This window comes from Rhizobium sp. L9 (assembly GCF_002531885.1).
GTDB lineage: Bacteria > Pseudomonadota > Alphaproteobacteria > Rhizobiales > Rhizobiaceae > Rhizobium.
Window position 1 is genome coordinate 43,473 of sequence record NZ_NWSZ01000027.1, and the last position, 13,053, is coordinate 56,525.

A 13,053-nucleotide genomic window follows, 5' to 3' on the forward strand; every position below is an offset into this window, starting at 1 on the left:
TTTCCACCCCGCACCCGCTGAATACTGCCGAGGCCAGCTCATCGGGCTGATAAGTCAACGTCGCCAGCTCCATGAACCCAATAACCAACCTGATCTCACCTTGTCGCGAAACCATAAAGATGGCAATTAATCCTCTATGAACGATCACTTCAGGAGCAGATTAATGCTCACATCCGACGATCTTGCCTTTTTTTCGGTCCTCACAGCCTCCAAATCCCTCGCTGAAAGCGCGAGAAAGCTGAACGTCACCCCTCCGGCGGTGACCCAGCGCCTGCGCGCTCTTGAAGAGAAAGTCGGGGTACGACTGATCGACCGCTCCGGACGCCACCTGCGTCTTACCGAAGAGGGCTCATTGGTCGCTGCCCACAGCGTTATCGTCAGCGATGCTTTAGACTCGCTTACCGAAGCCCTTGCTGATCGCAAGGGTACGGTCCGCGGGCACCTCAGGGTCGCAGCACCTCACGGTTTTGGTAGGATCTACGTCGCCCCGGTCGTGGAGGCTTTCGCTCGAGAGCATCGTGGTGCCACCGCTACCCTGCAACTGTCCGACCATCCCACGGCATTGATCGTTGACAGCTATGAGGTGGTTGTTCACATCGGGGCGTCCGCGCATCTGGATCAAGTCGTGACGACGCTGGCGCCGAACAACCGGATTCTCTGCGCAAGTCCCGAATACCTAATTTCGGCTGCGCCCATTACTACGCCCGCCGATCTGGCGCGACATCGCTGCCTTGTCGTTCGCGAGAACGAGGAGGACGTAACGCTCTGGCGGTTTAAGGGCTTACGGCAGGAAAGTGCGACAGTGCGCGTCAACCCTGTCATGTCGAGTAATGATGGCGCCGTTATTCGGGATTGGGCGCTGGCGGGTCAGGGCATCATGATGCGCTCCGAATGGGCCGTTGCAGAAGACCTGGCGATGGGACGGCTGAGGCAGGTACTTCCCAACTGGAAGCTGCCGTCGGCCGATATCGTCGCCATCCTCGGATCGCGGCACGGACGAAGTGCGCGCACTGCCGCTTTCCTGACAATGCTTCGTCAGTCGCTGAAACCACTGCCATGGAGAGCCGATCCTGCGGAGAAGCCTGGTCAATAACCGAGGATCGACTTCGTCTCGAGATACTCTTCAAGCCCGTATACGCCGTACTCGCGCCCGTTGCCCGACCGCTTGTAGCCACCGAAGGCGGCCGCTCCATCCCAAGCCGGATAGTTGATATGGACCTGGCCGGCGCGGATGCGAGTGGCGACCCGGCGCGCACGCTCCGGGTCTGAAGACTGAACATGAGCGCCCAATCCATAGACGGTGTCGTTAGCAATCGCGATTGCCTCTTCCTCGTCCTTGTAGGGCATGATCGAAAGTACGGGTCCGAAGATTTCTTCACGAGCAATCCGCATGTGGGGCGTCACCTCGGAAAAGATTGTCGGTTGCGTGAAAAAGCCGCCACTAAGGCCAGCCGGGCGGCCCAAACCGCCGCACAGCAGCTTAGCGCCGTCATCGATACCGGCCTGGATCATGACCTGTACCCGCTCGAACTGGGCACGATTGGCTATGGGCCCCATATCCGTCGCAGGATCAAGCGGCGCGCCGACACGGATGGCACGCACAGCCGCGCTTGCCAGTTCCTCCACTTCGCCGAGCCGATGTGCAGGTACCAGCATGCGCGTCGGCGCACTGCACGACTGGCCGACGTTGCGCATTCCGGCGAGCACGCCCTTCGCTACCGCCTCGCTGAAATCGGCATCGGTGAGCAAGATGTTCGGTGACTTGCCGCCGAGTTCCTGAACCACCCGCTTCACAGTCGGGGCGGCCGCCTGCGCGACGAGTACCCCTGCGCGGGTGGAACCGGTGATCGAGATCATGTCGACGTCGGGGTGGCTGGCGAGCGCTGCGCCTACGCTCTCGCCAGTGCCGTTGACCAGGTTGAATACCCCCGGCGGAGTGCCGGCATCATGCATCAGTTGGGCAAAGAGCAGAGCGCTGTAAGGGGACAACTCACTTGGCTTCAAGACGATGGTGCAGCCTGCTGCGATCGCGGGAGCGACCTTAGCCGTGATCTGGTAAAGTGGCCAGTTCCAGGGTGTGATTAGCGCGCAAACCCCGATCGCTTCCTTGACGGTTGCGGTGCGCCCATCAACCATGGTGAATTGGTATTTCTCGAGAATCTCCATCTGAACACGGATGTGCTCGGCAGCGAAAGGAACCTGGGATGCGCGCGCGAAGCTGATCGCCGCCCCCATTTCCATAACGAGGGCTTCTGCGAACGTATCCGCTCTTTCTTTCAGGAGAGAATGCATCCTGCCGAGCAGACCAAGCCTCTCGGAAACAGATGCTTGAGAAAAAAGCGGGAATGCGTTGCGCGCAGCTGCAACCGCGAGATCGACGTGATTAGCACCGCCCGCAGCGATTTGCCCAACAACCTGCTCGGAGGCGGGATTGACGACAGGCAAACGGGTTACATCCACCGCTTCCTGCCACTTCCCACCAATGTAGAACTGGCTCTCGCGTCCGGTCAGCATCATTTCACCTCGCTTCACGACATTGGGGCCATTGGACCTGCCCTGCATAAGATGCCCGGAAAGACCGGAAGATGACATTTAGGAGGGCTGAATGTTTGCTTAAGAGAGGTGTTAACCACAGAGTCACTCGAGCCGCCTGAACACCTGAACAGCGTGGCCTCCAGGATCGAACTTGTCGTTGCCGTTGCTGGCATTTCGCCGTCACCCCCTGCCTGGAATGCCGCGACCCCGTACCTTCGTGGGTTCTCCGTGCGAGGCGCTTGAGCGATTCCGGCGCTCCAAAAGAGAAGTAAAACGTTGAAGCCGCGTTGCGTGCCGAGGCACCCAAAGATGGAACGAAGCTGTCTTACGTTTCTGGTTCTCCAGTCCGTCGGCATCTGCCGATGCCGATCTCGAAGGCAAAAATAGCGCCGCCGGCTTTATTGCCGACGTCCTCAGCGGGACAAACGCCATAACCACGAAAGCTGAATCGCCAGCCCTCGACCGGGAACGCATCATCGCTACCGATCCAGACGTCAACGTCGTCGCGCAAGTCGATCGGAACCGCTGGGAACTCGATAAGGCGAAGCGAGGATTAAGTTCCTTATGACTGATCCGACCAGTCGGGTGCAGACGGTCAGGAACAAGGCGCTTGTGATCATGGACGGCCAAGCTATTAATCCCTCCGTCCGCGCGATTTACGGGGCAGAGCACGTAGCTGGACAACTGAAAGCACTACAGATCCAGGCAATGGCGGACCGGGCTGCGACACAGGTCAAGATCCAGCGCGCGGTTGAAGGCTTTTCGATAATCGCGATCAGCTACTATCTCCTGGGCCTGCTGAAGTTCATATATGAGACAGCTGACTATGCAGGTTTCCACATCGATCCGGTGATCATGCTTGGCGCTGTTCCAGTGGTCGTGGGAGCTGTTGCGACCACCATCCTCCGCGTTAAGCATGCTTTAAAGGAAGGGTCCTAAAGCTGGAGATCGCGTGTTAAGAACTCCTTGCACTCCTCTAGAAATTGGCCGCGGAGAGAGCAGGCTGTTGGTTCTCCTATCCGGTTGCGTGAGGACAAGTCCCTGATCGCCATCACGCCGCCATGGTTCGGAGGTTACGTCTAGGCTGAGCCGCCTGAGCAGGTTCACGGTCGAGAGTGAACTGATTGACGAGTTCGCGCAGCCTGGTCGCCTCAGCCGACAATGACGCGGCCGCCGCCGTGGATTGCTCGACCATCGCAGCATTCTGTTGAGTGGACTGATCCATCTGATTGACGGCCGTATTGATTTCCGCCAGCCCAGTGGACTGTTCACGCGCGGACGTAGCAATTGCGTCCATCAACTGGTTGATCTGAGACACTTGCTCGCCGATCTTGTTTAGCGACTGGCCGGTCTCAAGAACCAGCTTCACGCCGGTGCCGACTTCGGTTGAGGACTTTTCGATAAGTCCCTTGATTTCCTTCGCCGCCGTCGCTGCGCGTTGTGCAAGCTCGCGAACTTCCTGAGCGACAACCGCAAAACCTTTGCCGGCTTCCCCGGCCCGTGCTGCCTCGACGCCAGCATTCAGCGCCAGTAGATTGGTTTGAAAAGCGATGTCGTCGATGACGCTGATGATGCTCGATATCCTCTCGGAGCTTTCCTCTATCCGCCTCATCGCCTGTTCGGCGTGAGAGACAACGGAAGCAGAACGTTCTGCACTGACATTGGCTTCGAGGGCGACATTGCGAGCCTCGTCGGTTCTCTTCGAGGCAGTTGTCACATTGGCAGTGATCTCATCAAGGGCTGCTGCAGTCTCTTCCAAGGAGGCGGCCTGCTGTTCGGTCCGCTTGGAGAGATCTTGCGCGCCGGATGCGATCTCGCGTGTTCCATTGTCGATGCTGTGCACCGTCTGCAGTACAGCGCCGATGGTTGTGCCGAGTTGACTAAGCGAAGCATTGAAATCCGCACGCAACCTCTCGTATTCCGGAGCGAAAGGCTCCGCGAGCTGGAAAGAAACGTCACCATCCGCAAGGCGTCTCAATCCATCGCCAAGGGTCGTTGTTGCAAAGCGCAACTGCTGTGCCTCCCGTTCGGCGCGCTCCTGAGCGGCGGCGCGCGCCGCCTCCGACTCGCTTCGCGATATCGCTGCTTCCCGCTCCAGTCGAAGAACATTGATGGCGTTCTGTCGAAACACTTCCACCGCTCCTGCCATAGCCCCAATCTCGTCGGCCCGGCCAGCGTACGGGATTTCGCTCTGCAGATCTCCGTCGGAGAGGATCTTCATTGAAGAGGCAATTCGGCGGATCGGATTGGCGATGCCGAAAACGGCAAAGAGCGCTCCAGCCGAGGTGACCAGAATCGAAAGGGTGGCAATCAATGCCGTGGTCCTGAACGCGTAGCTCGCGGTTGCGTCGCTTGTGGTCACATATGTTTCGGTCTGTCCCAGGATGAAGCCCACGAGGTCTGCAATCTCCTGTGTCACCAAATTAGATTGCGCCTCCATACTCTCCCGAAAGAGAGTGGCCGCCTCGGCGGTCTTGCCGTTGTCCTGCAGTTGGACCATTTGCCCGGCGAGCTCGCTATATTTCTTGAGCCCTGACTTGACGTCATTGATCAGCTCGCGACCTTTCTCCGTCCGGACGCCCGCCACATACTCTTGGATTGCCCGCTCGACTGCGGCGTTCGTCTCGTCGATCAGCTTCACCTCGGCGGCCCGCTTCTCCGGCGACGCCTCCAGCAAGTACTGCGCATAAGCCAGCTTCAGATCAGAGAAGTTTCCCTGGATATCCCTGGCGGTGATCATCCGCTTCATCCAGAAACCGCCAATCTGCTGAGCACTGTCGTTCAGTGTCGAAATTGAACTGAGAGAATTGTACGACAATGCAATCAGGAAGGCACAGATGACAGACAAAACGGCAATGAGGGTCTGCTTGACGGTCGGGCGTTTCATAGAATTCTCCAGTCCTCTAGGGCGGGCTGTGCAGCTCAGATAACCGCAAGAATTCGGCTGATGTGCTAATTTAGGATTAACTTTAACTGCCCGACCGTCGCTCCTGGAATTATTTGTGTCGTTTACAAACCAGCCCTAGAAAGTTCCCTCCTTTGATGCCAGTAGGGGTATACATTGGAGCGGTGATCTAAATGCCGCGACATTCTCGCACGCATCGAACAGTAATCGTCGTTGCGCTCGGCCGGCCTGCCCACAAAGACCCGCGACGTGAGCTAATCGTCGGCGGACGCAATACGGCGCCTCTTGATTAATGGCCCACTACCGAGCGAGGGGCAAATAATTCTCGCAACTGCGCATCCGCTCCATTGGTGTGTGTTCATCAAGCTGCTAGCGCCGAAGCTTCACGGCCGGAGCGCCAATCCTCAGCCCCCTTAGCGCCGGCTTGGCCAGCGACGGCAAACATCGGCACGAAATAGCGAGCGAACCGGAACTGCTGTGCCGTAACGTCGACCTGACACGGCCGCTGATCGCCATAAGCACCATCGGCACGCCGTTCTCTGGAAACTCCGTCGTATGGAGCGCACTCGGCAGGCCGTCGACACTAGGTTCGAAGGACGGAATTGAAGCTGGCACCAAGGCCTGAGGAAAGCGCTCGTCCGAGTAGTCGCAGAAGGTGAGGATCACGCGCTGCCGCTAAGCACAGCGATCATCGTCCGGATTGAGCCCTTTTGGCTGACAAGGGGTGAGCCGCCCGCCAGCACCACAGTGCCGGCGACGTCCTGCCAGCGTGCCCAGCCTCCAACGTCCGCTCCCTGGAGAGATAACGACGGCCGCAGCCTCATTCCCTATTGGGCCGGCAAACGCCAGCAATATTCGAGCTGCGCCTCCTCGTAAGCGAGAGCTGTGAGCTGAGATCGAGCAATGCACTCCGCGTCATGGCATGAGAGCCCTGACGTCCCTGTCGTCCAGCGTCTGATCTAGCGTCGTTCTCGTGCGGGCAATGATCGCGTCAATATCACCATCAGTGCAGCAAAGCGGGGGCGCATAGCCCAACACGCCATTGCCGAAAGCACGAATGATCAACCCGTTTTCCCAAGCCCGGTCGAAAATCCGGCGTGAAGGATCCGCCGCTGCCGGAAGCGGCGTCTTCTTTGCCTTGTCGATGACAAGCTCGACGGCGGCCAGCATGCCGCGGCCCCTGATGTCGCCGACGAGCGGATGATCGGCAAGGCCTTGCAGCCCTTCGACAAGGCGAGCGCCTGCCCGCCGGCCGTTTTCCAGAAGACCGCTCTCATAGAGGCGCAGGACCTCGAGCGCCACCGCGGCGCTGACCGGATGGGCGGAATAGGTATAGCCATGGCCCACGGCAGAACCGCCGGCGCCGTCGGCGATGGTGTTATAGACGTGGTCCGTCATGAAGACCGCGCCCATCGGCGCATAGCCGGAGGTCAGGCCCTTGGCGACGGTGAGGAAATCGGGAACCACATCGTCTTCGCTACAGGCGAAAAGCGGGCCGGTGCGGCCAAAGCCTGTGATCACCTCGTCGGCGATGAACAGGATGTCGAGTTCGCGGCAGAGATCGCGCATCGCCTTCATCCAGCCCCTCGGCGGCACCAGCACGCCGCCAGAACCCTGGATCGGTTCGGCATAGAAAGCCGCCACCCGTTCGGCGCCGATTTCCTCCACCTTCCGCCGCAGGGCGTGCCGTGAGGCATTGATGATCGTTTGTGCATCGGTACCCACGGGATTGCGATAGACATAATGCGAGGGGATCTTGTGCTGCCACTCGAACGGTATGCCGAAGCCGGCATGGAAGGCGGGAAGAGCTGTGAGCCCGGCGCCCACGGTCGAGGAGCCGTGATAGCCCTGTTCGAGGGAGATAAACTGGTCTTTCTGCGGGGTTCCCCTGGCGTGATAATAATAACGGATAAAGCGAACCGTGCTATCGATCGCATCCGATCCGCCCAGGGTGAAATAAATATGGTTGAGATTGCCCGGCGCCCGCTCGGCAAGCGCCGCGGCGAGGCGGATCGCCGGCTCCGAACCGAGACCGAAATAGGCAGTGGCGTAGGGCAGTTCTCGCATCTGCCGTGCGGCAGCCTCAACGATGCTTTCGTGTCCGTAGCCCGCGTTCACGCACCAGAGGCCGGCAAAGCCGTCGATGAGCTGGCGGCCGGTCATGTCGGTTACGCTCGCGCCGGACGCAGAGGACAGGACGCGCACACCGAGCGTTTCGTGGGTGCGATAGGAGGCGACCGGATGAACGAGATGGGCGCGGTCGAGTTCGATAAGGGAGTTGCTGTGCATCGTTATCTCCGTTCAGCCGAAAGCCTGATTGGCCAGGGCGAAGGTTGTGACATGGGGAGATGGATTGGTCTCGCCGCCGCGCTGCATCGCTGTCGCTCCACCGACATGGACGAGTCCACACTCGGCCAACCACTGCGACAAGCCGAGGTCCTTGGGTGTGTCGATGCGAAGAAATTTGTCGTTTCGAGCCGCTATTTGGAACAGGATGAGCTTGCGGGCATCCTCCGCATTCTTGGCCACCACGGGACCGATGACCTCACCGCGGCCAAAGGAACGCGTTGCTGAGAAACCTACGACATGTGCATCGCGCCGGATCACCGCAAACCGCCCGATATCCTTGATATAGGAAATCAGCTTGCTGCGATCAGCACCGAAGGCGACGTTGTCCAAGGCGGCTATTTCCGGGAGATCGCCGGATTGCATCCACTCGACATCCATCGGCGCCTCCACGGCCGCGCAGATGCCCTGACATTGCAAGATGTCGCCAACTTGGCGAAAGCCCACCTTTTCATAGAGCGGCAGGCCCTCCTGGGTCGCGACCAGTCTGCACGGCACACCGCGAGCACCATCAAGACCCGCTTCCATCAAGCGGCGGCCGAGGCCACGTCCGCGCATGGCTTCGGCGACGATGACCATATTTATTGTGGCGCAGCCTCCAAAGCGTGTCGTGAGCGTAGTGCCGACGACCTGTTCGTTATCCAGCACGACGACGCCTGTGCTCATTGCAAGTGCCGTTTCCCAATCCGCCAGCCTGTGTGGCCATCCGGCCTGTCGCGAAAGCGCCAGCGCGCCTGCAAGATGTTCGGCGCCAAACGGAACCATGTGGAGTTGGGTCATATGCATTGTCTGGATCCCTGCTTTTCTAAAAGGGAAGAATAACGTCGGCCGAAAAGAAGATCGTCCCGACAAATGGAGACTGGCGACATCTTTGACCGTGTTGGCGTGCGGTCACCGCATCTTATGCTGACAGCAAATCCGCGAATGGCTCGGTGCCTCAGCGGCTCGCGGTCGGAACTCTCTGCCAAATACCGACGAAATACGAAAGAATCTGCTTCGTAGAGTGGCAACTGCGGCCACTTACTCTGCATAACCCTCGTAGAATTGCTCATACGAACGCGCCTCGGGCATAACCAAGGACCAACTCGATGATTCGACCCCAATCGAAATCCACTAGCTTAGATTACGGGCGTGCAGTCCCAATGTTCATGTCGGCAATCAATATCGACATCCAGAACAAAGTTGATCGTACACGCAAGCCGATCAACGGCTACGTGGAGATCAAGAGCATTTCAGCCGGCATTGGCCTCTAGCGGAGCAAGGCGATGAAGTTTGAATCCTACTGGCACGACACCGCATTGAAATTCGCGGGCGCCTGCATTGGCCCCGTCGATGGCCACTATGATGTTGTCGTTATCGGCGGGGGCTTCACGGGGCTCGCCGCGGCGCGGCAGCTCGCAAAGTCGGGTGCGCGCGTTGCCGTGCTGGAGGCGAACCATATTGGCTGGGGTGCATCCGGTCGCAATGGTGGACATCTCAACAATGGGCTGGCCCACAGCTTCATCGCTGCCAAGAGTGAACTCGGCGTCGAACGCGCGGTGGCGCTCTACCGTGCCCTCGACGACTCGATAGACACGATCGAAAGGATCGTCGCCGAAGAAAAGATCGACTGCAATTTCCGGCGCGCGGGCAAGCTCAAACTCGCGTCAAAGCCGCAGCATTTCGACACGATCGCCCGGAATTTCGAAGCGGTGCATCGGGAGGTCGATCCGGATACCGCGCTGCTGACGGCGCGTGATCTTAAGACGGAAATTGGCTCTCCCTTCCATGGCGCGATGCTGTCGAAAAAGAGCGCCATGATGCATATGGGCAGGTATGTCGTTGGATTGGCCGATGCTGCGGTCAGACATGGCGCCACGATATTCGAAAGGGCTTCGGTAACACGGCACACAGTGACAGGGTCCAAGCATCGTCTGGAGACCTTCCGGGGAGAGGTAACAGCCGATCATGTCCTGGTCGCGACCGGCGCTTATGGGTCAGGAACTTCCTTCAACTATTTCCAGCGCCGCATCATTGCGATCGGCAGTTTCCTGATCGCGACCCGGCCTTTGAGCGAGGCGGAGGTGGCCGCCACCATGCCGGGCAACCGGACCTGCGCCACCTCCATGAACATTGGTAACTACTTCCGTCTGTCGCCTGACAACCGGCTGATCTTCGGCGGCCGCGCCCGCTTTTCCGCGACATCGGATCAACGTTCGGACGAAAAGAGCGGCGCCATTTTGCGGGCGAGCCTTGCCCAGATATTCCCGCAGCTCGCCAATGTCGAGATCGATTATTGCTGGGGCGGGCTGGTCGATATGACCAAGGACCGTTTTCCCCGGGCGGGCTATGTAGATGGTGTCTGGTATGCAATGGGCTATTCGGGCCATGGCGCGCAGCTCTCGACCCACCTGGGAATGATTATGGCAGACGCCATACTCGGCAAGGCGGATCGCAATCCGCTCAAAGGTCTGGAATGGCCCGCCGTTCCCGGCCATTTCGGCAAGCCCTGGTTCCTGCCACTCGTCGGGCTCTACTACAAGACCCTCGACAGATTTCAATAAGCGGCCCCTCCTCCCCTGCCGCCAACTAGGGCGCGGATCTCACGATCCGCGCCTTCTTTTTCGCCGATAGAATAGATGAAAGATCAAGGCCGAGTTTGCCGCGCTTGCTGACGTAGTCGGAACCAGGAGAATAGCTCCGCGGATTCCGGCGAAAGAACTCAAGCGGCCCCTCAGAGAAGACGTTCGAGCACTGCCCTCGCGATCGTCTCGGTCTTGTCTTTTCCGGGAACGACGCCGATCCCGGCCTTCGTCGTCGCTTCGATGGCGGACACTGTGCGAGCGGCAGCGGCCGTCTCTCCGATGTGCTCCAGCATCATGGCGCTCGACCACATCGTGGCGATTGGATTGGCGATTCCGAGATGAGCGATGTCGGGCGCCGATCCATGGACCGGTTCGAACATGGACGGCGCTGAGCGATCCGGATTGATGTTGGCGGACGCCGCAAAGCCGAGCCCACCCTGGATTGCGGCACCGAGATCGGTGAGGATATCGCCGAACAGGTTGGAAGCGACAACGACGTCGAGCGATTCCGGCGCCATGACCATGCGCGCCGCCATCGCGTCGATATGATAGCTCGTCACCTCGACATCGGGATATTCGGCCGCCAGTCTTCGGGTGATCTCGTCCCAGAAAACCATGGAATATCGCTGGGCATTGGATTTGGTGACCGAGGCCAATTTGCCGCGCCGCATGCGAGCCTGCTCGAAACCGAAGCGCAGGATGCGTTCGACGCCTTTTCGGGTGAAAATGGAGGTCTCCACCGCCACCTCGTCATCTGTCCCCTGATGGATGCGGCCGCCAGCGCCGGAATATTCGCCCTCGGTGTTTTCGCGGATGCAGAGGATATTGAACGCACCGCTTTTCAGCGGACCCGAGACGCCCGGCAGCAGCCGGTGCGGGCGAATATTAGCATATTGTGTGAAAGCCTTGCGAATCGGCAGCAGCAGCCCATGCAACGAAACCGAGTCCGGCACTTCGGCCGGCCAACCCACGGCGCCGAGCAGGATCGCATCGAAACGACTGAGTGTTTCGATCCCATCCGTCGGCATCATGGCGCCAGTTTGTTTGTAGAAGTCGCAGGACCAAGGAAAGGCCGTCCCTTCAAGTGAAAAGCCTGAAGTCTTCGCCGTGGCTTGCAGCACGTCCCAGGCGGCCTCGGTGACCGGCTTGCCGATGCCGTCCCCGGGCAGTAGCGCGATGGAATAGGTCTTCATGTCTGATCCTGGAGGTTGATGAGCACACTCTTGCTCTTGCGGTTGGCATGATAGGCTTCGCGTCCGAGATCCTTGCCGATGCCCGAACGCTTGTAGCCGCCCGTCGGCAGGATATGGTCGCGGGAGCGGCTGTAGCGATTGACCCAGACGGTGCCGGCCTGCAGCCGGCGCGTGGTTCGGATGGCGCGGTTGAGATCGCGGGTGAAGAGCCCCGCCGCCAGCCCGTAGGAGGGATGATCGGCCAGTGCGAGCGCCTCTTCCTCATCGGTGAAGCTCTGCACCGTCAGCACCGGCCCAAAGATTTCCTCCGTGATCGCAGGGGAGACCTGGTCGACATTCGACAGTAGCGTCGGAGCATAAAAATAGCCTTCCCGCTCGAGGCGGTTGCCGCCGGCAGGGCATTCGGCGCCGGCGTCGCGCGCCGCGCGCACAATTGCGTCGATCCGATCGATCTGACGCTCGGAGATGATTGGCGAGTAGTTAGAGCGCTCGTCCCAGGTCGGGCCGGGCTCGATCGTTGCCATTCGGGCGCGCAGGGCGGCGACCAGCGGCTCCATCGCAGCTTCCTCAACGATAACCCGTGAGCCCGCGACGCAGGCCTGTCCGGCGTTGGAGAGGATGCTGTTTGCGATCGCATTCGCAGCGAGCGTCAGATCGCTGTCGGAAAAGACGATTTGCGGACTCTTGCCGCCGAGTTCCAGCGTCATCGGCTTGACGCCTGTCCTGGCAATATTCGCCATGATCGCGGACCCGGCCCCCGTCGAGCCGGTGAAGCTGATCTTTCCGATATCGGGATGGCCGGTCATCGCCTGGCCCGTGGTCTGCCCGTCGCCAAGAACGATATTGATGAGGCCTTCCGGAATGCCGGCGCGGACGGCAAGTTGAGCAAGATAGAGCGTCGAAAAGGGCGTCATCTCCGAGGGCTTCAAGACAATGGCATTGCCCGCAGCAAGTGCCGGACCCAGTTTCCAGCCCGCCATGGAGAGTGGAAAATTCCACGGCGTGATCGCGCCGACGACGCCATAGGGCTCGGTCATGATCATGCCGAAGCTTAAGTCGTCCGTCGGCACGAGGTCGCTGCCTTCCTTGTCGGCGAATTCGGCGAAGAAGCGTATCTGCTCGGCAGTGACCGCGACATCGCCCTGAATGAGTTGACCGATCGGACGCGTGGAGGAAACGGCTTCCAGCCGGGCAAGGGTCTCTCCTTCAGCCTCGATCAGGTCCGCCCAACGATGCATCGCATTGGTCCGCTCGCGCGGGCGGCGGGTGGCCCAGCCGCTCTCGCGGAGCGCTCTCTTTGCAACGGATACCGCCTGATCGACGAGGGCAGCGTCGGCCACGGGGCAGTCGGCATAGGCGATGGCATCGGACGGCCGTTGCATCGGTAGCTCGCCCTTGGCGTCGATGTAGCGCCCGCCGATGAAATGACCTCTCGGCAACTCGATTGTGTCGGGATTGAAACTCAGAGCCATGGCCGTGTCCTTGCGGATATATGGGCGAGACCGCACGA

8 protein-coding genes and 1 pseudogene are annotated in these 13,053 nt (G+C 59.8%); 3 read left to right on the forward strand and 6 right to left on the reverse strand.

Features of this window, described 5'->3' with window-relative positions:
* Positions 1–163 precede the first annotated feature (163 nt).
* Positions 164–1,093 carry a LysR family transcriptional regulator gene (locus tag CO660_RS25135; protein WP_097601031.1) on the forward strand — a complete coding sequence of 310 codons (930 nt, stop codon included), beginning with the start codon at positions 164–166 and terminating at the stop codon, positions 1,091–1,093.
* On the opposite strand, the gene CO660_RS25140 is transcribed toward CO660_RS25135, so the two are convergent.
* On the reverse strand, positions 1,087–2,514 hold the full coding sequence (locus tag CO660_RS25140) for an aldehyde dehydrogenase family protein (protein ID WP_176536377.1): 1,428 nt from the start codon (positions 2,512–2,514) through the stop codon (positions 1,087–1,089). The two genes, CO660_RS25135 and CO660_RS25140, sit on opposite strands and share 7 nt — an antisense overlap.
* Positions 2,515–2,813: 299 nt before the next feature.
* Between CO660_RS25140 and CO660_RS33965 the strand changes: the two are divergent.
* Positions 2,814–3,474 (forward strand): annotated as a pseudogene (locus CO660_RS33965) (DUF3422 family protein); the annotation flags it as partial.
* Between the two features lie 112 nt (positions 3,475–3,586).
* On the opposite strand, the gene CO660_RS25155 reads toward CO660_RS33965, so the two are convergent.
* The 3 genes from CO660_RS25155 to CO660_RS25165 all read right to left on the reverse strand — a co-directional run bounded on the left by CO660_RS25155 (position 3,587) and on the right by CO660_RS25165 (position 8,572).
* The gene (locus CO660_RS25155) at positions 3,587–5,422 is read right to left on the reverse strand and encodes a methyl-accepting chemotaxis protein (RefSeq protein ID WP_097601034.1); all 1,836 of its coding nucleotides are present in this window, start codon (positions 5,420–5,422) and stop codon (positions 3,587–3,589) included.
* Positions 5,423–6,355: 933 nt separating this feature from the next.
* Positions 6,356–7,729 carry an aspartate aminotransferase family protein gene (locus tag CO660_RS25160; protein ID WP_097601035.1) on the reverse strand — a complete coding sequence of 458 codons (1,374 nt, stop codon included), beginning with the start codon at positions 7,727–7,729 and terminating at the stop codon, positions 6,356–6,358.
* Between the two features lie 12 nt (positions 7,730–7,741).
* On the reverse strand, positions 7,742–8,572 hold the full coding sequence (locus CO660_RS25165; RefSeq protein WP_097601036.1) for a GNAT family N-acetyltransferase: 831 nt from the start codon (positions 8,570–8,572) through the stop codon (positions 7,742–7,744).
* A 479-nt stretch (positions 8,573–9,051) separates the two neighbouring features.
* Here CO660_RS25165 and CO660_RS25170 point away from each other — a divergent pair, with 479 nt between their 5' ends.
* The gene (locus tag CO660_RS25170; protein WP_097601037.1) at positions 9,052–10,329 is read left to right on the forward strand and encodes an FAD-binding oxidoreductase; all 1,278 of its coding nucleotides are present in this window, start codon (positions 9,052–9,054) and stop codon (positions 10,327–10,329) included.
* 170 nt (positions 10,330–10,499) lie between these two features.
* On the opposite strand, the gene CO660_RS25175 is transcribed toward CO660_RS25170, so the two are convergent.
* Together CO660_RS25175 and CO660_RS25180 are read right to left on the reverse strand one after the other, a co-directional pair.
* Positions 10,500–11,543 carry a tartrate dehydrogenase gene (locus tag CO660_RS25175; RefSeq protein ID WP_097601038.1) on the reverse strand — a complete coding sequence of 348 codons (1,044 nt, stop codon included), beginning with the start codon at positions 11,541–11,543 and terminating at the stop codon, positions 10,500–10,502.
* Positions 11,540–13,015: an aldehyde dehydrogenase family protein gene (locus CO660_RS25180; RefSeq protein WP_097601039.1), complete on the reverse strand. Its 1,476-nt coding sequence runs from the start codon at positions 13,013–13,015 to the stop codon at positions 11,540–11,542. Before CO660_RS25180 ends, CO660_RS25175 begins: the two co-directional genes overlap by 4 nt.
* Positions 13,016–13,053: the final 38 nt, after the last annotated feature.

What these genes read in the sequence shown, in the direction of transcription:
- CO660_RS25135 (WP_097601031.1), top strand. Translation starts at nt 164, where the DNA reads ATGCTCACATCCGACGATCTTGCCTTTTTTTCGGTCCTCACAGCCTCC.
- CO660_RS25140 (WP_176536377.1), bottom strand. Translation starts at nt 2,514, where the DNA reads ATGCTGACCGGACGCGAGAGCCAGTTCTACATTGGTGGGAAGTGGCAG.
- CO660_RS25155 (WP_097601034.1), bottom strand. Translation starts at nt 5,422, where the DNA reads ATGAAACGCCCGACCGTCAAGCAGACCCTCATTGCCGTTTTGTCTGTC.
- CO660_RS25160 (WP_097601035.1), bottom strand. Translation starts at nt 7,729, where the DNA reads ATGCACAGCAACTCCCTTATCGAACTCGACCGCGCCCATCTCGTTCAT.
- CO660_RS25165 (WP_097601036.1), bottom strand. Translation starts at nt 8,572, where the DNA reads ATGCATATGACCCAACTCCACATGGTTCCGTTTGGCGCCGAACATCTT.
- CO660_RS25170 (WP_097601037.1), top strand. Translation starts at nt 9,052, where the DNA reads ATGAAGTTTGAATCCTACTGGCACGACACCGCATTGAAATTCGCGGGC.
- CO660_RS25175 (WP_097601038.1), bottom strand. Translation starts at nt 11,543, where the DNA reads ATGAAGACCTATTCCATCGCGCTACTGCCCGGGGACGGCATCGGCAAG.
- CO660_RS25180 (WP_097601039.1), bottom strand. Translation starts at nt 13,015, where the DNA reads ATGGCTCTGAGTTTCAATCCCGACACAATCGAGTTGCCGAGAGGTCAT.